We start from the raw sequence: 22,045 nt of genomic DNA on the forward strand, positions 1-22,045 counted from the left end.
GTTAATGATAGTGCATATTTAAGACAAGCATATCTTATTGAAGTTCAGTAGCGTATAAGTGTTTTTTGCAAAAAATACTTTAGAAAAGCTTGCATTTTATACAGCGCATGTATAAATTTAATGTGTCTTTAATATTGAACTTATTATTTATCTTCTGAATAATAAGAATTAGGCTTAACCTGTGTAAGGCTACACCAAAACTAACTTTCAATATATGGTAAAGAAATCTTTATACAGGAAGATATTATTCCCTGTAGCAATTGTTATTTCAAATTTATCTTTTCCCATTTCTTTTTGCTTTGCTGCAGATATTACATCTGCTGGCAATGGCAACTGGCAGACCTCAAGTACATGGATTGGTGGTGTAGTTCCTCAAAGTGGAGACAATGTCTTTATTCAACCAGGACATACCATTACCGTTTCTGTGACATCAGCAATTAATTCTATTACATTTTTAAATACGAGTTCTATTCAAGGACAGTTAACTGTGAGTCCAGGTGTTGTTTTAAATGTTACCAAAGGGATTTTGCTTCAAAATGCTGCAAGCAATAGCACTAATGCTACAATTCAAGGCGGAGGTAAGATATTTTGTGAATCCGTAAAAGTTGGGTCTATAATAAAAGATCCAATCCAAGTATGCTCTTCAACATTAACATCGACTATATCCGAATTAGAAATTTCAGGTGATCTTATAGTAAGAGCAGAAGTAAATGGTAATAATCTGGGCCATTCTTTATTCTATATAAGTTCAGGTTCTGTTATGGTTAAAGGTACTGTCATTTTGGACGCAGATTCAGATGGAGGTAATAGACCAACGTCTTGTCTTAGTCTAAATGTTAGCCCGGGAACAGGTACACTTGATCTTGCTGGTGCAATTCCGTTCTCTATGCCTGGTTCTGGAATCGTTGCTCTATACTTAAATGGAAGTAGTTCCACAATTAAATATTCAAGGAATGGTGACCAAACAATTTATACAATGGATTATAAAAATTTAAGACTTTCAGGAGGAGGTATCAAATCTGTATCAGGTATATTTAAAATTAATGGAACGCTTACAATTGATGATGGCGTTACTTTGAACCAGGCAACTGCTAGTATTACAATTCCAAACAACGGCTCTCTTGTTGTGAATGGTACCTTGGACTTTACTTCTCCGATTGGAGTAATAAAGCCGCAAGGAGGAATGACAAAATTGACTATGGGCCCAAATGGCTATATTAGAACAATTAATCATGGAGGCTTGGGTAGAAGTAGTGATGCCTCTTTTGAACGAATCAGCACTAATGTTGATTGGGATTTAAATAGCCTCAGTTCTAATGGCACGGTTGAATACTATCGAAGTACAGCACCAACTGATGGTCCGATTAATACTCAGATAGTAACTGATCTTGATTATAATAATTTGATTATTAGTGGCACGATGCAGAAAAGCTGGATGCTTGGGCAAAACCATACAGTTAATGGCAATTTCACTATTTTAACTGGAGCCCCTTTATTATTAGCGGGTAAGTATGTCCTGAGTATTAAAGGTAATTGGTTCAATAATGGAGATCAATTTACCGCAGGATTTGGTACAATTTCCTTTAATGGAACTGCCCGTCAGAAAGTAGATGGTTCTTCTATAACTACGTTCAATAATTTGATCATTGACAATGAAAATGGTGTTGAATTGACCCAAAGCGCTAATGTTTATGAAGTCCTTACTTTGAATAAAGGCTTATTAACGATTCCTGTTTCTAAAACATTAGCATTAACAAATTTCAGTTCAAAAGAAATATTAGGCAAGCCATTCAGTGCTACTAAGCATATTGTTACGCAAGTAAATAATAGTGGGCAAATGGGAATTTTGCATGTAATTAATATTCCAGCTAATACGAGTTATTTATTTCCAGTTGGTAATGGTACCTATTATTTACCAGCAACAATAATACCCTCCTCGAGTAATGATTTCGGGATCACTGTTTTTAAGGGTATTACCGCAAATGGAAAACCTGGATTCCCCCTGGAAGAAGCCCAAAGAAAGAATGTTGTCAATGTTGTTTGGGATGTAACAGGAACTAAAAATTTAGCGACAGATATAAGTTTGAGCTGGCCTAAAGGCCAGAATCTGGAAGGAACTAATGTCTTGACAGCTCTTGAAAATGGAACAGGGTTAGGTATTTCACATTTTACAAATGGAAATTGGGATGCTCCATCAGGTACTTTTGATGCTGTTAACTACACGGCTACCAGAATGAATATTGCTACTTTTTCACCCTTTGCTGTTGGGATTGCCGGTTTTGATGTGTTGCCAGTTCATTTTTACAATGTAAGGGCCTCTAAGCAATCTTCCGGAGTGGAAGTGGAATTTACCAATCTAACAGAATCAGGCATTGCGTATTATGATATTGAGCGGTCAGTTGGTGGACAAATATTTTATGCTGTGAAGAGAATAACTCCTGCTAAGAATGATAATGGTAGTGCATCTTATACATGGATAGATAATAATAATTTAGAAGGGAAGATTGTTTACAGAATTAAGGCAGTGGAAACTAGCGGTAAGTTTATATTTAGCGATTCTGTAAGCATTAGGTTAGAAGCTAAATATAGTGGTATGAATGTGTTTGCTAAGGATGGTCAGGTTTCTTTGCAGATTAGTGACTTGCCGGCTGGTAAATACATGTGTCGTATTTTGAATACAGCAGGACAGGTGGTAAGTGTTGAATACATTAACCATGGAGGAGGAGCTTTAACCCATTTAACATTAATAAACCTTGTTAAGACTGGAGTTTACATTTATTATATACAAGGTCCTGTGCAAATGCAGAAGAAATTCGTGATGCAGTAAAAATTGGCATTATTGTTAACAGCTGGTATCCAGTAATTTTGATGAGGATAGCTGTTAAAACAATGATCCCGTTCAATTTGGAAGCTGAACGGGATCATTGTATATTGTAATGATTACTTTTTATTTAAGCTACAGCCTTGTTCACCAATTCTGCTGCTTCGCTGAGCAAGATGGCGCTCTGTACTTTCAGTCCGCTTTCGTCGATCAGCTTCTTGGCTTCTTCGGCGTTGGTACCTTGCAGACGTACAATGATAGGAATGTTGATGTTACCCATATTCTTGTAGGCATCAATAACACCCTGAGCTACACGATCACAACGTACAATACCACCAAAGATGTTAATAAGGATGGCTTTTACTTTGGGATCTTTCATGATAATGCGAAATCCTGCTTCAACGGTCTGCGCGTTGGCAGTACCACCCACGTCCAGGAAGTTGGCCGGCTCACCACCGCTTAATTTGATCATGTCCATAGTGGCCATAGCCAAACCAGCACCGTTTACCATGCAACCTACGTTTCCATCCAGTTTTACAAAGTTCAGATTGTGCTTGCCTGCTTCTACTTCTGTAGGATCTTCTTCAGTGAGGTCGCGCAGAGCAGACAGGTCCGAGTGACGCATCAATGCATTGTCATCCAGGTTCATCTTGCAGTCTACAGCAACAATTTTATTGTCAGCTGCTTTAAACAGCGGGTTGATTTCCAGCATGCTGCAATCCAATCCTACATATGCATTGTAGAGGTTGGTTACAAATTTGGTCATGTTCTTAAAGGCCTCGCCATGGAGTCCTAAGTTGAAGGCAATTTTGCGAGCCTGGAAACCTTGTAGGCCGCCACCAGGGTGTACCCACTCTTTGTATATTTTTTCAGGCGTATGGTGCGCTACTTCTTCGATGTCCATACCCCCTTCGGTGCTGTACATAATCACATTCTGGCCTTTAGCACGATCCAGCAGGATAGAAAGATAAAATTCTTTCCGCTCGGTTGGCCCTTCATAATACATATCCTGGGCTACCAGGATCTTGTTCACTACTTTTCCAGCTTCTCCGGTTTGAATGGTAACCAGTGTACCTCCCAGGATCTTTTGAGCGGTATCGCTTACTTCATCCAGTGATTTTACCACTTTTACGCCATGTACGCCGGTTTCGCGTACTTTACCTTTACCGCGGCCACCAGCATGGATCTGGGCTTTTACCACGGCAAAGTTGCTGCCGTATTGAGTTTTGATTTGACGGTAAGCTTCTTCGGCTTCGTGTGGGGTGCTACAGGCATATCCTTCCTGTACGGGGACATTAAATTTTTTTAGCAGTTCTTTCGCCTGATATTCATGCAAGTTCATGACCTAAAAATTTTGCGCAAAGATAGGGGTGAGTAAAAGAGTTTCTAGTCTTTTGTTTTGTTTTTACGGCATTTTGGTGCCATTTTATGGAATTTCTTATAAATAAAAATAAATTTAATATTATTTATATGCCCATACAAGATGAAGGTAGCTAAAAATAAACAAGAAAAACATTAGTTCTTATACTTCGATCCTTCATTTTTAATCCAAGCCGCTGTCTATCCTTACCTACACCTGCTCATTCTCATCAGGCGGAATCAAAGGCTCCTCGTTATTGATGATTTCCTGCATATCTCGGTTGTTGGGAATATGACCAGTTTCTTCCAGCATCCGCATGTCTTTGGCGTCTTTTAGAAATTCAGATGCAAAGATGAAGTTGTTGAGACGTTCATTTTTACTGAAAATGATCTCCTTTTTATTGCCTTCCCACTCTTTACGGCCTTGGTACATATAAATGATATTGTCACCAATTTCCATTACGCTATTCATATCATGCGTATTGATGACTGTTGTAATATTATATTCCTTGGTGATATCGTCAATAAGTTTATCAATAAGTCCAGATGTTTGGGGGTCCAGGCCGGAGTTGGGTTCATCTACAAATAAATATTTTGGGTTCAGCACAATAGCGCGGGCGATACCCACCCGCTTCATCATGCCACCTGATAATTCTGCCGGGAACTTTTTGTTGCTGCCTTTTAGGTTTACCCTTTCCAAAACTTCATTTACCCTTTCCAGTTTTTTCTTGTGGCTGTCGTTTGTAAACATTTTCAGGGGGAAGATGATGTTGTCTTCAACAGTCATGCTGCTGAAGAGGGCAGAGCCCTGGAAGAGCATACCAATCTCTTTGCGGATCTCTTTTTTCTGTTCAATGGTCATTTGGGTGAAGTTCTGGCCATCGTATAGAATGTCACCCTTATCGGGCCGGAATAAGCCTACGAGGCACTTCATAAAAACAGTTTTCCCACTACCACTTGATCCGATAATCAGGTTACATTGCCCTGGTTCCATTTTCCAGCTAACGTCTTCTAAAACTGTCTTCTCTTCAAAGCTCTTCTTTAGGTTTTTTACTTCGATCATATATAAAACAATGTTTTTAGTAAATAGATGAGGCTTAATAACCAGGCAAATACAAATATTAATTTTACAAAAAATAATAAATTAGTTGATTGATTTTCACTAAAAATCTCGTACCAATACATGGGAAAGAAGTAGCGTTTGATTTTTTCTGTTGATTTATAAGCCTTTTTTAAATTTATGTGATGGTAAAAATAATACTGATCATTATCTTTAAAATAGGTAGTTACAAATGAATTGTTCTTATCCAACAGGCTTTTTCCTATTTTATTATTTGTTGAACTGACTAACGAAATTTCCTGAAATGAGTTTACTTTATTATGAAAGTCAACAAAATTTAAATATCCATTCTGTCTGGTTTCAGATATCAAAATATTATTAGTTATATCTACCATTACCCACTTACCCAATTCTGGTATAAAACATTCGTTTATCGTATGATGATTTCCAGGATGAAAGATTTCAATATAGCGAGTTGCAATGTTTTGCGACCAGCAAAAAGTAAGCATCATTGAAGCATATTGTCCGCACCAGAGTTCTTCTTTTCTATTTTGTTTTAAAAACCTGTAAAGTGGTATTGCTGATAAATACAGTGAATTCTTGGTAGGCATTCCTGTTTGTGCATGGAATTCATTGTAAATAAAATTCCCAATCGTTAAAACTTTTTCTATTGTAGAGGTTTTTTTCTTTATTTCGGTATTCTTCTGTAAAATGTTGTCTGCCTCCTTAATTTCTTTTTTATCTAGGTTTTCATAGAATTCTTTCCATTTGTTTGAGCCTGTAGAATCATACGGCATATACAATGAATTGTAATTGATATATGCCTTATACTGGAAATAGTCCCTGTAATAGAAAATAATGAGGTTCAACACAGACAAAATGCCGAAGATCAATAGTGCATTATTCCGAATAATTGTTTTTTTCATTATTATAATAATAAAGCCGCCAATATATAATCGGCAAACAGTATGGCTATACAGCTTACAACGACCGCTTTGGTGCTGGCGCGACCAATTTCCAGGGCACCGCCCTTTACGTGATAGCCAAAATAGGCCGGTATGCTGGAAATGATAAATGCAAAGGTGTAGGCTTTTGCCATGGCAAAGAAAACATTATAAGGTATAAAGTCCGCGAAAAGTCCTTTATCGTATGTAGTCCCTGAGAGGATACCCGCTGCGGAGCCAGCCAGTCGTCCACCCCAAATACCCAGTGCCATAGAAATGATCACCAGCATAGGGATCACCACCAGGGCTCCTAAGATTTTAGGCAAAACCAGGTAGGCTTTTGTGTTGATACCCATAATCTCGAGGGCATCAATTTGTTCTGAAACCCTCATATTCCCCAGTTCTCCGGCAATCTTGCTGCCCACTACGCCTGCCAGTACAATGGATACTAGAGTAGGGGAGAATTCTAGTATAACAGTATCTCTTACGATGGTGGAAATGGTAGAAAGGGGAATAAGTGGGCTTACCAGCTGATAGGCTGTCTGAACCGTGGATACAGCGCCCATGAAAATGGAGATGATCGCTACAATACCCAAAGAGCCAATGCCGATTTCGGCACATTGGTGCATAAATTCTTTCCAGTACATTTTCCAGTTTTCCGGTTTGGAAAACATACCTTTTAACATCAGGATATACTTGCCAACTTCACTTAGAAAGTTCATAGTTATTTAAGATTAGTAATTCATTCATGATCACATTGCCTGTTGCCTGTTCCGTTTCAATCGCTTCCACCAGGGTGAGCGGTTAATGGCTTCCTGGGTAGCTGTTTGGTTTTTTGTTTGTGCATCTGTGACGGCAATGATACCCATATTTACAATATTTCGGACAGAGCTGCCTAGTTGCAGTATATGCACTGGCTTATTCAGTCCTAACAAAATGGGGCCAATGGCGTCAGCCGCACCTAGCTCTTTTAATAAATTGTATGCAATGTTTCCAGATGCAAGGTTAGGAAAGATCATTGTATTGACATCCTTATCCACCAATTCACTGAAAGGATAGTTTTCTCTCATAAGTTCTTTGTTCAAAGCCGTACTTGCCTGCATTTCGCCGTCTACGATCAATGTAGGCATACGTTCTTTTACAATTTTCCTTGCATTGGCCACTAATTCTGCTTCCGGTGAATTGCTGCTGCCAAAGTTAGAATAGCTCAGCATGGCTATGCGTGGAATGATATTAAAGTTGCGCACTTCTCTAGCTGTCAACAATGTGATCTCTGCCAATTCTTCTGCTGTAGGATTAAAGTTTACTGTTGTGTCAGCTAAAAAAAGTGGTCCTTTCTTGGTAAGCATCAGGTACATGCCTGCAATCTTTTTTACGCCTTCATCCGTACCAATCACCTGAAGTGCAGGACGAATGGTGTCTGGATAATTTTTTGTCAGGCCGGAAATCATAGCATCAGCATCACCCATTTCTACCATCATGCAGCCGAAGTAGTTTCGGTCTTTCATGATCTTTTTAGCCTCATAATAATTAAAGCCCTTACGTTGCCGCTTTTGAAAGAATACTTCAGAATAGGCATTGCGTTTTTCTTCCATGGCATCGCTTCGCGGGTCAAAGATAGGAAGCCCTTCGAGGTCTATACCATTGGCTTGTGCAATAGTTTGTATTTTGGTTTCGTCGCCTAACAAGATGGGGTATCCAATGCCTTCATCAATGATGATTTGCGCAGCTTTCAGGATCTTGGCGTTATCCGCTTCGGCAAACACAATTCTTTTGGGGTCTCTTCTTGCCTTGTTGCCTAATATGCCCATAACCTGGCTATCGAGGCCTAACCTGCGGTTCAAATCGGCTCGGTATTTCTCCCAATCATTAATTGGTTGCTGGGCAACACCACTATCCATGGCAGCTTTGGCAACCGCCGGAGCCACAGTCGCTAATAAACGAGGGTCTAGTGGCTTGGGGATAATATAATCAGGACCAAAAGTGATGGTTTTAGTATTATAGGCAAGGTTTACAATATCCGGCACTGGCGATTGGGCCATCTCGGCGAGAGCCTTTACAGCAGCCAGTTTCATTGGTTCATTAATCTGTGTAGCCCGTACATCCAGTGCACCGCGGAAGATATAGGGGAAGCCTAATACATTATTTACCTGGTTAGGGTAATCACTCCGGCCAGTTGCCATAATGATATCGTTACGGGCTGAAGTAGCGTCGTGCCAGCTTATCTCCGGGTCAGGGTTGGCCATTGCAAACACAATAGGGTTTTTGGCCATGCCTTTGATCATATCTGCAGTTACTACATTTCCTACACTCAGGCCCAAAAATACATCTGCGTTTTTCAATGCAGTGTTCAGCGTAAGTTCGGCACTTGCATTTGCAAATTTGAGTTTAAACGCTTCCAGGTCGGTGCGGCCACGATGTAAGGGACCTTTAATATCAAATACATAAAAGTTTTCGGGCAATGCACCTAAGGAAACATAAAGTTCCATACAAGCCATTGCCGCAGCTCCGGCTCCATTCACTACAAAGCAGACTTTGTCTATTTTCTTCTTTTGCAGTTGCAGGGCATTCAATAATGCAGCTGCACTGATGATGGCTGTACCGTGCTGGTCGTCATGCATTACGGGGATTGTCAATTGTTCCCGCAAGGATTTTTCAATTACAAAACATTCGGGCGCCTTGATATCTTCCAGATTAATGCCCCCAAAAGTCGGCTCCAGCGCTTTTACGATCTGTATAAATTTTTCAGGATCTTTTTCGTTGATCTCAATGTCAAACACGTCAATGTCTGCAAAAATTTTAAACAATACACCCTTTCCTTCCATTACCGGTTTACTTGCTTCAGGGCCAATATCCCCCAGCCCCAGGACTGCCGTACCATTACTGATCACGGCTACCAGGTTGCTTTTTGCAGTGTATTTATAAACGGATTCTTTATTTGCGGCAATTTCTTTACACGGCTCTGCCACTCCTGGCGAGTAAGCTAAAGAAAGATCGCGTTGGGTTTTCGCTTCCTTTGTAGGCACTACTTCAATTTTACCAGGACGGTCTTTAGCGTGGTACCTCAGTGCTTCTTGTTTTCTTAAATTGTTTTGCATATAATATTGGTTAGAAATAAATGAGACATCTGCTCAAATCATTTCCCGTTTTAATGGCAGCTCGAATTTTAGCGCAAAATACAAACAGATTTCTGCAGCGAAAGATAAAACGTTTACGGGCACATTATGCAGCCATGGCATGTGTTTTGAAATAGTACATAAAACCCATTATTATGGCAGAAAAGAAAACAACTAGCCAGAAACGCTCTACGACAGCAGGGCGCTCAGGTCAGTCGCAATCGACGAAAACATCAAGTTCAAGGAGTTCTTCAATCGGACGCTCCGGCAGTTCTAGTGCACGCTCCGGCAGTTCAAGCGGCCGTACTTCCAGTTCAACTTCAGGTGGCCGTTCTGCTGCATCAAGCGGACGTACTACAACTTCAAAAAGCAGCACGGGCACCAGACGTACAACCGGTGGTACCCCAAGTGAAAAAAGTACAAGAAGTGAATCCACCAGCAGGGGTACAAGTTCAAAACTCGGAACCAAATCTTTAGCATCATCAAACAGGGGAAGTACCAGCAGAAACATTACATCAAAAACTTCTTCAACATCAGGACGGAGTTCCAGTGGCTCATCTGCAAGGGGCGCTTCTTCAAATGAAAGAAGTACAATAGCAGGAAGAGCAGGTTCTTCAAGCAGTAAAGCTTCATCAAGCGGCAGTAAAACATCTGCTTCAAACATGAGAGGCTCTTCAACCGGAAAAGGAAATATGCCAGGAAGTTCATCCTCAAGGAGTTCAACTTCAAGAAGTACTTCTTCCGGACGCAGTTCCTCTTCCAACAGAAGTTCTTCTTCAGGAAAGAACTCTGGTTCTAGAGGAAGGAATATGTAATATTTAGTTTATAGTTGATGATTGAACTGACCATTAAAACCACTTTCCTGGTTTGCACTTACCGGATCAGGAAAGTGGTTTCTTATTATCATCACACAGAATTAGTAACGACAAACTTATTTTGCAGTAGCTCCAAAGGTTGCCATCATACCTATTCCTATTTCAATAGCAGCTTCGTCTACGTTAAAAAGAGGGGTGTGAACACCTGCAGTAATACCTTTGGCTTTATTGGCTGTTCCTAGTCGGAAAAAGCAACCCGGAATTTGTTGCGAGTAATAGCCAAAGTCTTCAGCTCCCATACGCATTTCAGTTTCTTGAACGTTTTCGGAACCCATGAAATCTTCTGCTATACTTTTAGCACGTTGGTACAGCTCTGCATTGTTGTATACGCATGGGTAGCCTACATCAATGTGAATATCGGCTTCACCGCCCATGGCTTGTACCAATTCAAGCGTTTGCTTTTTAATTAGTTCATGTGCTTTAAAACGCCATTCTTCGTCCATCGCTCTAAAAGTTCCCATTAATTTTACTTCAGTAGGAATTACATTAGTTGTAAATCCACCTTGGAAAGATGTAATAGATAAAACGGAAGGAGAGAAGGGGTTTACATTGCGGCTGATAATTTGTTGCAAGCTTACAACAAGATGAGAGGCAATCAAAATAGGATCAGAAGTCAGGTGTGGGGTAGCCGCATGGCCGCCTTTTCCTTTGACAGTAATATAAATTTCATCAGCACTCGCCATTACCTTTCCTGCACGGAAACTGAGCAAGCCTACTTCGAGCTGTGGATTTACGTGCAACGCGAAAATGCTTTGAGGTTTAGGGTTTTCGAGTACACCTTCTTTAATCAGAAGACTAGCACCTCCAGGGTTCTTTTCTTCACCAGGTTGAAATATCAATTTTACTGTTCCTTCCCATTGGTCTTTTGTTTGAGAAAGAATCTTAGCTGCACCTAACAGGCATGTCGTATGCACATCATGTCCGCAGGCATGCATGACGCCTGGATTTCGTGATTTATAAGGTACATCGTTTTGTTCAGTGATTGGCAAAGCATCCAGGTCAGCTCTTAACGCTACAATCCTGGATTGTGGGTTTTTCCCACCTATAATGCCAACAACTCCTGTGGTCGATTTGATTTCAAAAGGAATATTGTATTCTTTTAGCTTTTGCTGAACGAGTTGAGAAGTTTCAAATTCCTGGTAGCTCAGTTCCGGATGAGCATGCAGGTAACGTCTTATATCAATGAATTCAGCCGTATATTGTTTTGCTAATTCTTTAATTTTCTGAATAACCATAAGCAGTAATCAATTAATTAAATTAAGTTGAAACCCAGAGAATACGTCATTAAATTTTGATTTACAGCTTCAATAATGCAGATCAATGATTCAATACCGTTTTATTGATCCTGTTCCTCGTTATCATCCTTCACAGGTTTCACTTCAATGACATCATTTACAATAAAAACCCCTTTAGGAAACATCGACTTCATTTGCTGCTGGTAACGCACTGCTTCGTCTCTGGTTTTAAAGTTGCCTGCTTTTAATCGGAAAAAAGGCGACTGGTAAGCAAGATAAGCTTTCAATTCAGGGAAATACGTGTAAACCTTTGTTTTAGCAGCAATGGCTTCATCGCGTTTACTGGTATTCATCACCAGCAAACGATAGCCACGCATGGTGCTCCCATACATTTTTTTTGATGCAACATTGATACTGGTTTGTTTCTTTACCAGCAAATCAATGCGTGAATCCTTGTGCACAATGACAGACGAAGCGGTACGGAAGGCTGAATCATTTTGTGCAAAACCAGTAGTTCCGGCAAGCACCAAAACAAGCCATAAGAAATATTTCATCTTTTCATTTTTGTAATATTAAAACCAAAAATAGTTCCAGCATTGTTGCTATAAAGTTAATAGCCTGCACCTGCTACACTTTCGCCCTTGGCGATGGCAACGCTGGCACTACAGCCCAATCGGGTGGCGCCGGCATCCAATAAGCTTTTGGCAAATTCATAATTCCGGATACCTCCGCTGGCTTTTATTTCTATTTGAGACGGTAAATGCTGACGCATCAGTTGCACCGCTTCCACTGTTGCCCCTTTATCTGCATATCCGGTTGATGTCTTCATAAACTGTACAGGATATTTTTGGTATAGCTCGCAGCAGGTAACAATTTCATCATCTGTTAAAATGCCACTTTCAATAATGAGTTTCAGTAAAACCGATCTACCGGCAATCTGTTGCGTGATTGCATTTATTTCTTTCTCCAGGTAATCAAGATCCTTGTTTTTCAAAGCTACAATGTTGATGACCATATCCAGTTCATGAGCGCCATCTTCAATAGCCTGTTTCACTTCGGCGACTTTTGCAGTGTAGTGACTGTAGCCGAAAGGAAAACCGATCACTGTGGCAACTTTAACCTGGGAACCAGAGATCAATCGAGCCGCATCTTTAATGAAATAAGGAGGCACGCATACCGAGGCGAAACCGTATTCTGTGGCTTCCACACAAAGTTTTTCAATTTCTGCCAGTGTCGTATTGGGCTTTAAAATAGTGTGGTCAATGTATTTTGCGATCGTCATGGCGTTAAAAATAATTGGCAAACTTCAATAAAAAATGCCGCAAAACAGCGGCATTTTTTATTTTCTGAATGATCATTTTATTAAAGATCCTTACCGTGGCAGTTTTTATACTTCCTTCCGCTGCCACAAGGACAAGGATCATTGCGTCCAATCTTTGGCCCAACTTTGATGGGTTCTTGCTTGACTGCAGTTTCAGAAGGATCATAATAATCCTTTTCATTCGCTGCATAATCTTCACCAACAGCATCGATCTCTTCCTTGTTCATATGCATATGGCTCATATCTGTTCTTTGTATTTGAGCCTCGTGAACCTGTTGCGGCACTTCTTCCTGCACCGGTAAACTTGCATGGCACAGGAAAGAAACGATTTCCTTGTTCACTTCACTGCTCATGTTCTTGAACAGGTTATAAGCCTCCATTTTATAGATTACCAATGGATCTTTTTGTTCCAGGTAGGCTGTTTGTACGCTCTGTTTCAGATCATCCATAGCGCGCAGGTGCTCTTTCCAGCTATTATCAATGATCGCAAGGGTAATGTTGCGCTCCATAGCATTACACAGTTCCTCACCTTCGGTAGCCAGTGTTTTATCCAGGCTGGCCATTACATTGATTCCTTTACGGCCATCAGTAAATGGTACGATCACATTTTCGATATGGGCGCCCTGTGTTTGGCGGATATTTTGGAAAACAGGGACAGCCTGGGTTTTTACATCATCTTTATGACGTTGATAGTTCTCAATAGCTTCCACATACAGTTGATCCGCCAATGTGTTCATATCTGTTTTTAAGAACTGTTCTTTGTCAATCTTGGTGTCGATAGCAAAGTTGACGATGCAAGCCAGTTTGAAGCCCTCGAAATCTTCTTGTTCGCGGTAAATGCTGATCAGTTCTTCTGCAGTTACAGAGAATGCATTGTCAATATCCAAAGCAAGGCGGTCTCCAAACAAGGCGTGGTTGCGGCGATCATAAATCGCATTACGCTGTTTGTTCATTACATCATCATACTCGAGCAGGCGCTTCCGGATACCAAAGTTGTTTTCCTCTACCTTCTTTTGTGCTCTTTCAATGGACTTGGTGATCATGCTGTGCTGGATCACTTCGCCTTCTTTGTAACCAAAGCGGTCCATCATACCGGCAATACGTTCAGAGCCGAACATACGCATCAGGTCATCTTCCAGCGATACATAGAATTGAGATGTACCAGGGTCTCCCTGACGACCAGCACGACCACGCAGCTGCCTGTCAACACGGCGGCTTTCATGGCGTTCTGTGCCAATAATAGCAAGACCACCCGCCTCTTTCACTCCAGGCCCGAGTTTGATGTCGGTACCACGACCGGCCATGTTGGTGGCAATAGTTACGGCGCCAGCCAAACCGGCTTCAGCCACAATCTGTGCTTCACGGGCGTGTTGTTTCGCATTCAGTACATTATGTGGTATTTTTTTCACCTGCAGGGCGCGGCTTAAGAGTTCACTCACTTCCACCGATGTAGTACCTACAAGTACGGGGCGGCCTGCATTGCGGAGGGCCTCTATTTCATCAATTACAGACTTATATTTCTCGCGCTTGGTTTTATACACAAGGTCCTGCTCATCCTTACGGATGATCGGGATGTTGGTTGGAATGGTTACCACATCCAGTTTATATATGCTCCACAACTCTGCTGCTTCTGTTTCGGCTGTACCAGTCATACCCGCCAACTTGTGGTACATCCGGAAGTAGTTTTGAAGCGTAACGGTAGCATAGGTTTGTGTTGCTGCTTCGATCTTAACATTTTCTTTAGCTTCAATAGCCTGGTGCAGACCATCACTGTATCGACGCCCGTCCAGGATACGCCCGGTTTGTTCGTCTACGATCTTTACAGCACCGTCCATTACCACATATTCTACATCCTTATCGAAAAGAGCATAAGCTTTTAACAGCTGCTGAACACTGTGAATTCGGTCTGCCTTTTGTGAATAATCATTTAAGATCGCTTCCTTTTCGCGTAATTTTTCTTCTGCCGGAATATCTGCCTGCTCAATCTCTGAGAGACGCACGCCAATATCCGGTAATACAAAAAACTCGGGATCTTCTCCAGCCATTGTAATAGCTGCAAGTCCTTTATCCGTTAAGTCAACGGCTTTGTTTTTTTCATCTATTTGGAAAAGAAGTTGTTCATCTACAATATGCATGTTACGCTGCTGGTCAGCCAGGTAGTAGTTCTCTGCTTTTAGCAGTTTTACCTTCACGCCTGGTTCGCTCAGGTACTTGATCAACGGACCATATTTAGGCAAACCACGATAGGCACGGAATAAAAACAGGCCTCCGCTTTTCGGATCATCATCTCCGGCGGCAATTTTCTTTTTAGCTTCGTTCAGGAAGCCGCGGACCAAACGTTCCTGTGCATCTACTAGCTGGTGCACACGGGGCTTCAGAATATGGAATTGTTGGTCGTCACCACGGGGCACCGGGCCTGAAATGATCAATGGTGTACGGGCATCATCGATCAATACACTATCCACCTCATCCACCATTGCATAATGGTGTTTGCGCTGTACCATTTCTTCCGGGGTGTGCACCATATTGTCACGCAGGTAGTCAAAGCCAAATTCATTATTGGTACCGTATGTAATATCTGCATTATAAGCTCTGCGACGGTCTTCAGTGTTTGGCTGGTGTTTGTCAATACAATCCACCGTCAGCCCTAAGAATTCGAAAATGGGTCCGTTCCATTCTTGGTCACGACGGGCCAGGTAGTCGTTCACAGTAACAATGTGTACTCCTTCACCAGCAAGGGCATTGAGATACGCTGGCAGGGTAGATACCAGGGTTTTACCTTCACCGGTCGCCATTTCTGAGATTTTACCCTGGTGTAGTACAATACCTCCAATCAATTGCACATCGTAGTGCAACATGTTCCAGGTAATTTGTCCACCGGCTGCCGTCCATGCATTTTGAAAATAAGCTTTGTCATCCTGGATCCTTATATAGTTTTTGGTAACGCTCAGCTCGCGGTCCAGCTCTGTTGCTGTAGACTCAATCTCTGCATTTTCCTTGAAGCGACGGGCAGTTTCTTTAACTACTGCAAAAGCTTCAGGAAGTAATTCCTTTAAGATTTCTTCTATTTTTTGGTCCCTGTCTTTTTTCAAACTATCTACCTGCTGATAAATAGCATCTTTGCCTGTGAGATCGTTATAAGGAAGTTCATCTGCTTTTTTATTCGTTGCTTCAATTGTTGCATCAATATCTTTCAGATATTCCTTAATACGTTGACGAAACTCATTCGTTTTATTGCGAAGCTGATCGTTGCTGAGGCTTTGGTAAGCGTTGAAGTTCTGATTAATTTTAGATACCAGCGGCATAATGCTTTTCACATCTTTTTCAGACTTGCTGCCACCGAATATTTTTGAAAAAAAGCCCATAATAAATAATTAAAATATAAAATCTAAAGTCGGACAGGTTTTTAACTGTCCGGATTCCTTGTCAAAAAAGATGCTGAACTTGGATCAAAGCCATTTTGACAGAAAGTTCAAAGATAATTGAAATTGGGAATGCTGTTTACAGCTATAGGGAAACCTTAACCTGCTATCAGGGTATTTGTTTTGTTTTATACCAATCTGGCTGGATATTATCTGTAATTTACCTGTATGAAAGGATTTTGTTTCGTTATGGCGGGATTGATCCTGGCTTCATGTACCGATGACGATGTGGTTAAAATAAATAGGAATGAGCCGGGGATATATGCTCATTATGATATAAGGGCAGAGGAGGGGAGTGAAATGGCCACCTGTGTTGTTCGGTTATTTGGAAATCAAACAATGAAAAATGCACTCACCCTTGAAGAACCGTCGAAAATAGAATTAGACGGACATGCCATGAAATTGGATAGTAGCCGGTATTTGGGTCCTTATTATGAACTGCAAAATCCCGTATCAGAATTTGAAGGGCAGCATGCCTTAACGTTTACTAGCACCGATAATAAAAAACATAAAGAAGATTTTGAGTTTCACTCAATGTCACTGTTAACGGATTTTAGTGGGCCGGTTTCAAAAGCAGGTGATCTTGTTTTGCTGCTGGAAGGCTTACTGCCAGAAGATGTGGTCAGGGTGGTTGTGATGGATACCGCCTTCAAAAGCAATGGCATCAATCAATTGGAAGCTGTTAAAAACGGGAAACTTATTATTAAAAAAAGTTCTCTGCAAACTTTAAAGAGCGGGCCGGTAGTTCTTGAAATTTCCAGGGAATCAGAAAGCGAACTACGTTCCGGGATACAGGGAACCCTTTCAATAACTTATAGTTTAAGACGAGACTTGGTGTTAAAGGACTGAGGACTTCATAAAAAGATGTCCTGAAAAATAAACATGTTTTTTATACATATGTGCGCTGGTCATGGAAGACTGACTTGTGCTTGATAAAATTAACTCTTGGTTCCATACAACATTACTTGATAATTTCGCGCCTCAAGAATTAAAAAATATATAATGAAAATTCTGGTAACTGGTGCTGCTGGTTTTATTGGGTTTCATCTGGTGAAAAAGTTGCTGACAGAAGGGCATAGAGTCGTTGGTCTGGATAATATTAATGATTATTATGATGTTGGATTAAAGTTCGGCCGTTTACAGGAACTTGGGATCAATCAACAGGAAATTGAACCTGATACGCTGATCCAAAGCACAAAAAGTGATGGTTTTTCATTTATTAAGGCTAATCTGGAAGATGGAGATATTTTATCGAAGCTCTTTAATGAAAGCCATTTCGATGTTGTTTGCCACTTAGCAGCACAGGCAGGTGTTCGGTACAGTATAGAGAATCCTTTGGCATATATTAATAGTAATGTTGTTGGTTTTACCAATATACTTGAGTGCTGTAAAAGTTACCCGGTAAAACATTTGGTTTATGCCAGCAGTTCAAGTGTTTATGGTTTAAATGCCCAGATCCCTTTTGCAACAGACCAACACACAGACCATCCTGTTTCATTATATGCGGCCACTAAAAAAAGCAATGAATTATTGGCGCATGTTTATAGTCACCTTTATAAAATTCCTACAACTGGCTTGAGGTTTTTTACCGTTTATGGTCCGTGGGGCCGGCCAGATATGGCTTATTTTTCTTTTACAAATGCCATTTTGGACGGTAAGCCAATAAAAGTTTTTAATGGTGGCGAAATGAGGCGAGATTTTACCTATGTTGACGATGTCGTGGAAGGTGTTGCTAAAGTGCTGTTTCAACCAGCATCGTCTGACCCCGGATGGATGGATACCAATCCCTCGCCCGATAGTTCAAAAGCCCCCTATCGTATTTATAATATAGGTAATCACAAGCCTGTTAACTTGCTTTACTTTATTAATTTATTAGAGAAAGAGCTAGGTGTGGAAGCTGAAAAACAAATGATGCCAATGCAGCCCGGTGATGTTCATGTTACCTATGCAGATGTTTCTGCGTTGGAAAATGATTTTCATTACCATCCGTCTACGCTTATTGAAGATGGCATCAGGCAATTTGTTGCCTGGTATAAAGAATATTATAAAGTCCCGGTCAAGTTTCAATAAGTTTGGTCCATGATTCATGTTGAATACCCTGAACCACAGTTTAATATCAGGGAAGAGGAGCAGAAGCACTTCATATTTGATGCCATCCGCAAAGTATGGCTTCAGCTTACAGAAGAAGAGTGGGTACGGCAAAACTTTGTAAACTATTTGATCAAGGTACTGGGTTATCCATCCACATTGATTGCATTAGAAAAAGAGGTTTCTTTGAATAACCTCAGAAAAAGATTCGACATACTTATATATAATAAGGCATTTGTGCCATGGCTGATGGTAGAGTGTAAAGCCCCAGAAGTGCCGTTAAGTGCAGCAGTCCTGGAACAAGTGTTGCGCTACAACATCAGTGTTCCGGTGGAGTATCTGGTCATAACGAATGGCACTACTACAAGAGGGTGGCAAAAACAAGAAGGGAAATTGATTGAGTTGGATCATTTGCCAGCCTGGCAATGAGGTATTGTTTCAAAAACCAGCAATTGATGTTAATAGACTTCAAAATCAAAATGGTCAATTATGGAAAATCGAGATCTTCACTTTAATCAGGACGAGCTTGCCCGGTATAACCGTCATATCATAATTCCTGGATTTGGTGTGGAAGCCCAAAAGAAGTTGAAAGCTGCAAAGGTACTGGTAGTTGGCTGTGGTGGTTTAGGGAGTCCCGTTTTACTATACCTGGCAGCAGCCGGTGTTGGTACTATTGGTATTGTAGATTTTGACTTGTTAGATGAAAGCAACCTGCAGCGGCAGGTCTTATATGGAGTAGAATCTATAGGGCAACCCAAAGTTGAAGCTGCCCGTAAAAGGTTAGAAGCATTGAATCCACACATCCAAATTGTGCCTTTCAATACCAGGCTGACCTCCGGAAATGCAATGGACATTATTCGGGACTACGATGTAGTAGCTGATGGCACCGATAACTTTCCTACCCGTTATCTGATCAATGATGCCTGTGTCCTGCTTGGAAAACCCAATGTATATGCTTCCATTCACCAATTTGAAGGACAGGTATCCGTATTTAATTTCAGGCAGCCAGATGGGGAATTGGGGCCTAATTACCGTGATCTTTACCCGGTACCACCTGAACCAGGAACAGTACAGGATTGTGCTGAAGGAGGTGTGTTAGGTGTTTTGCCCGGTATAATTGGTAGTGTGCAGGCTTTGGAAACAATAAAGATAATCACCGGTATCGGGGAGATTTTGAGTGGCCGTTTTTATATGTTTGATGCTTTGCGTTTTGAGAGCCGCGTATTGAAGATCAAAAGAAGTATGGATAATCCTCTGAACGGGGCCAATCCTACCATCAGGTCATTGATCGATTATGAACAGTTTTGTGGTATAAAGACCAGCGAAGTGGACATAAAGGAAATTAATCCTGGAGAACTAAGACAATGGCAAGCCAATGGAGAAGATGTTCAAGTAATAGATGTTCGCGAACCACATGAGTATGAAAGTATAAACATCAACGCAGAATTAATTCCGTTGGGTTCAATTTCGGAACATGCTTATAAAATTGCACGCGACAAAAAAGTAGTGGTGCATTGTAAATCAGGTGGTCGTAGCGCCCGTGCTATTCGTGAGCTACAGCAAATGTTTGGTTTTGAAAACTTATATAATCTTAAAGGAGGAATCATAGCCTATCTGGAAGAAAATGAATAATGCTATTGCATGGCATGCAATCCTATCCTGTTTCCTTCAGTATCGATGAAAAAAGCCATGTAGCCAGTTTCCGGAGTGATTTCTGTTCTGGGCATGAGCACTTGTCCACCGGCTGGTTCAATACGGTCAAGTACCTTCTGGATAGAAGGATTGGCATTTAAGTAAATAACTGCACCATCCATGGAAGGTTCGTGTACTTCACTTTCGCAGATGGCTCCAATTACCTTCCCACTTTTGGCTTCCCCTGGAAAAGCTGCCATCTTCATGCCCAGCATCTCAGGCATTATTTGCATTTTAATTTGGAAGATTGTTTCATAAAACATTTTGGCCCTGGTTAAGTCGGTAACAGGTATTTCAAACCAATTCAACGCATTTGAGTTTTTATCCATAACAATGGAATCTTCGTGTTATTAAAAAACACAGAATATTTCAAGGGCTTGGAGGGGGCTTCAAAGGATCGGAACTCAGTTGAGATGTGAAGTTAAGCCATAGAAAAATGCCTTATTGCTTATTTTTTGTAAATCCTGGATGAAATTTTTCCAAAGTTTTCCGCAAAAATTCCCTGTCCAGGTGTGTATAAATTTCGGTAGTGGTAATGCTTTCGTGCCCAAGCATTTCCTGAACGGCACGCAGGTCGGCACCGCCCTCAACAAGGTGGGTAGCAAAGGAATGACGGAAGGTGTGGGGTGATATATTTTTTGTGATACCTGCCTTCTTTACAAGGTCTTTAATGATCAGAAAAATCATGACACGGGTAAGTCTTTTGCCCCTTCGATTAAGAAATAATATGTCTTCTTCACCAGCTTGAACAGGCAGGTGTACTCGAATATTTTTGCGATAAATAGTAATGTGTTTGATGGCGCTGCTGCCAATGGGAACTAACCGTTCTTTATTGCCTTTGCCCACAACTCGGATGAATCCCACATCCAGGAATAATTGCGATAGTTTTAAATTAACTACTTCACTTACCCGGAGGCCGCAACTGTACATGGTTTCCAGTATAGCCTTATTGCGTCCTCCTTCGGCAGTGCTAAGATCAATTTGGGCTATGATATTTTCAATTTCATCGAAGCTCAATACGTCAGGTAAGTGGCGTTTCAGTTTAGGCGCTTCCAGGAGCACTGTTGGGTCGGTTTTGGTGATGTCTTCCAACAGGCAGTATTTGTAAAATGCGCGAATACCTGAAACGATGCGGGCCTGTGAGGCCTGTGTCATGCCTATTTCTGCAACCCATTTAATAAATGACTGCAGGTCACTTAATGCTAATTCGGAGGGGGTCTTTAAAGTAGAGGTATGTTGAAGGAAAGCCGTTAGTTTTTCAATATCTGCCAGGTAAGCTTCAACCGAATTGTCAGATAAAGAACGCTCCAGTTGCAGGTATGCTTTAAATCCTTTTTTGTATGGCTCCCACATGAAAGTTTTGTTGTCAAAAGTCTGTGGTTTGTCTTTTTCAGTGTAGACCTACAAACCACAGACCATAAATAATTATAAGCTTATATTTTTTTCAATTGGAACGATTTGTCCGTCTTTCTTCAATTGAACATAAATGCGGTTACGGCTGATGTTAACTGAGTCAATAGTTTCATGAATGTTATCCCAGTCAATCTTGTACTCTTCTTTGAAAGTCATGGTTTCAGATTTACCGGTAGCTATATCTTCTACATAGATAGTACTGTAGTCAGCATAGGCACGCAGGTCTTCTGGAAGTACGAATTTTTTGTCAAAACTGTTGATAGCACTGGACATCTTACGGATGCTCTCTTTTTTATTGAATGGCAGTTTCAGCAAATATCCGCGTCCGGTAGCACAATCGTTGAAAGTTAACCATACATAGCTGGTATCTTTGAAATAAGCACTGATCGCTGAGTTATTCAGGCGTACAAGGTGGCCAAGATAGGTGCCCATGTGAACCTGGCGGCTGGCTGGCATGGCTTCGTGGCTGAATGAAAGCGTGTCGGCAATGCAATTGTTCACTGATATGGTCACTACTGGTTTCAGCTTGTGATCTCCTGCAAATTTAAAAGTGTCTGTATTGCAAGTGGTATCACAAAAAGGTTTAGCGGAGGCAGTCTCTTTGTTATTGGAGCAGCTTGCAAAGAGTAAGGATAAAGAAATGATTGAAAATAAATATCTCATTAGACTCATTTTAAGGTTGGCAAATGTAATTGATCG

18 protein-coding genes are annotated in these 22,045 nt (G+C 41.0%); 5 read left to right on the forward strand and 13 right to left on the reverse strand.

Translation table 11 applies throughout. The annotated features are described in order from the left end of the window. Positions 1–214: 214 nt before the first annotated feature. Positions 215–2,827 carry a G8 domain-containing protein gene (locus OCK74_RS02975; protein WP_279295501.1) on the forward strand — a complete coding sequence of 871 codons (2,613 nt, stop codon included), beginning with the start codon at positions 215–217 and terminating at the stop codon, positions 2,825–2,827. Positions 2,828–2,951: 124 nt separating this feature from the next. Here the strand turns inward: OCK74_RS02975 and sucC are convergent, their stop codons facing one another. The 10 genes from sucC to secA all read right to left on the reverse strand — a co-directional run bounded on the left by sucC (position 2,952) and on the right by secA (position 16,096). Further along, positions 2,952–4,163 carry an ADP-forming succinate--CoA ligase subunit beta gene (sucC, locus tag OCK74_RS02980; protein ID WP_279295502.1) on the reverse strand — a complete coding sequence of 404 codons (1,212 nt, stop codon included), beginning with the start codon at positions 4,161–4,163 and terminating at the stop codon, positions 2,952–2,954. Positions 4,164–4,391: 228 nt separating this feature from the next. Further along, complete coding sequence (locus OCK74_RS02985; protein ID WP_279295503.1) at positions 4,392–5,243, reverse strand: ABC transporter ATP-binding protein; 852 nt, start codon at positions 5,241–5,243, stop codon at positions 4,392–4,394. Further along, entirely contained in the window at positions 5,240–6,037 is a 798-nt protein-coding gene (locus OCK74_RS02990) for a transglutaminase domain-containing protein (protein ID WP_279295504.1), read from the reverse strand. The genes OCK74_RS02985 and OCK74_RS02990 overlap by 4 nt, the downstream gene beginning before the upstream one ends. 131 nt (positions 6,038–6,168) lie before the next feature. Next, on the reverse strand, positions 6,169–6,906 hold the full coding sequence (locus OCK74_RS02995; RefSeq protein WP_279295505.1) for an MlaE family ABC transporter permease: 738 nt from the start codon (positions 6,904–6,906) through the stop codon (positions 6,169–6,171). Between the two features lie 30 nt (positions 6,907–6,936). Then, on the reverse strand, positions 6,937–9,282 hold the full coding sequence (locus tag OCK74_RS03000; protein WP_279295506.1) for an NADP-dependent malic enzyme: 2,346 nt from the start codon (positions 9,280–9,282) through the stop codon (positions 6,937–6,939). Positions 9,283–9,511: 229 nt separating this feature from the next. Continuing rightward, entirely contained in the window at positions 9,512–10,063 is a 552-nt protein-coding gene (locus OCK74_RS03005; RefSeq protein ID WP_279295507.1) for a hypothetical protein, read from the reverse strand. Positions 10,064–10,231: 168 nt separating this feature from the next. Further along, entirely contained in the window at positions 10,232–11,410 is a 1,179-nt protein-coding gene (locus OCK74_RS03010) for a M20 metallopeptidase family protein (RefSeq protein WP_279295508.1), read from the reverse strand. A 101-nt stretch (positions 11,411–11,511) separates the two neighbouring features. After that, positions 11,512–11,964 (reverse strand): SPOR domain-containing protein, encoded by a 453-nt coding sequence (locus OCK74_RS03015; protein ID WP_279295509.1) that lies wholly within the window; start codon positions 11,962–11,964, stop codon positions 11,512–11,514. A 56-nt stretch (positions 11,965–12,020) separates the two neighbouring features. Beyond that, positions 12,021–12,692 carry a deoxyribose-phosphate aldolase gene (gene deoC / locus OCK74_RS03020; protein ID WP_279295510.1) on the reverse strand — a complete coding sequence of 224 codons (672 nt, stop codon included), beginning with the start codon at positions 12,690–12,692 and terminating at the stop codon, positions 12,021–12,023. 80 nt (positions 12,693–12,772) lie between these two features. Then, on the reverse strand, positions 12,773–16,096 hold the full coding sequence (gene secA, locus OCK74_RS03025; protein WP_279295511.1) for a preprotein translocase subunit SecA: 3,324 nt from the start codon (positions 16,094–16,096) through the stop codon (positions 12,773–12,775). A 225-nt stretch (positions 16,097–16,321) separates the two neighbouring features. Here secA and OCK74_RS03030 point away from each other — a divergent pair, with 225 nt between their 5' ends. The 4 genes from OCK74_RS03030 (at position 16,322) to moeB (ending at position 19,873) form a co-directional block, all read left to right on the forward strand. Further along, positions 16,322–17,002, forward strand: a complete 681-nt coding sequence (locus tag OCK74_RS03030) for a hypothetical protein (RefSeq protein ID WP_279295512.1) — start codon at positions 16,322–16,324, stop codon at positions 17,000–17,002. A gap of 153 nt (positions 17,003–17,155) precedes the next feature. Then, the gene (locus OCK74_RS03035; RefSeq protein ID WP_279295513.1) at positions 17,156–18,223 is read left to right on the forward strand and encodes an NAD-dependent epimerase; all 1,068 of its coding nucleotides are present in this window, start codon (positions 17,156–17,158) and stop codon (positions 18,221–18,223) included. 9 nt (positions 18,224–18,232) lie between these two features. After that, positions 18,233–18,670 (forward strand): type I restriction enzyme HsdR N-terminal domain-containing protein, encoded by a 438-nt coding sequence (locus tag OCK74_RS03040; RefSeq protein WP_279295514.1) that lies wholly within the window; start codon positions 18,233–18,235, stop codon positions 18,668–18,670. A 60-nt stretch (positions 18,671–18,730) separates the two neighbouring features. Next, positions 18,731–19,873, forward strand: a complete 1,143-nt coding sequence (gene moeB, locus OCK74_RS03045) for a molybdopterin-synthase adenylyltransferase MoeB (RefSeq protein WP_279295515.1) — start codon at positions 18,731–18,733, stop codon at positions 19,871–19,873. Between the two features lie 2 nt (positions 19,874–19,875). Here the strand turns inward: moeB and OCK74_RS03050 are convergent, their stop codons facing one another. From OCK74_RS03050 to OCK74_RS03060, 3 genes are all read right to left on the reverse strand, one after another. Further along, the gene (locus OCK74_RS03050) at positions 19,876–20,262 is read right to left on the reverse strand and encodes a VOC family protein (protein ID WP_279295516.1); all 387 of its coding nucleotides are present in this window, start codon (positions 20,260–20,262) and stop codon (positions 19,876–19,878) included. 112 nt (positions 20,263–20,374) lie between these two features. Further along, positions 20,375–21,286, reverse strand: coding sequence for a site-specific tyrosine recombinase XerD (xerD, locus tag OCK74_RS03055; protein WP_279295517.1), 912 nt, complete (start codon positions 21,284–21,286; stop codon positions 20,375–20,377). Positions 21,287–21,358: 72 nt separating this feature from the next. Continuing rightward, positions 21,359–22,009 carry a hypothetical protein gene (locus OCK74_RS03060; protein ID WP_279295518.1) on the reverse strand — a complete coding sequence of 217 codons (651 nt, stop codon included), beginning with the start codon at positions 22,007–22,009 and terminating at the stop codon, positions 21,359–21,361. Positions 22,010–22,045: the final 36 nt, after the last annotated feature.

Origin of the sequence: Paraflavisolibacter caeni (assembly GCF_025628885.1) — a bacterium.
GTDB classification, from domain to species: domain Bacteria; phylum Bacteroidota; class Bacteroidia; order Chitinophagales; family Chitinophagaceae; genus Flavisolibacter; species Flavisolibacter caeni.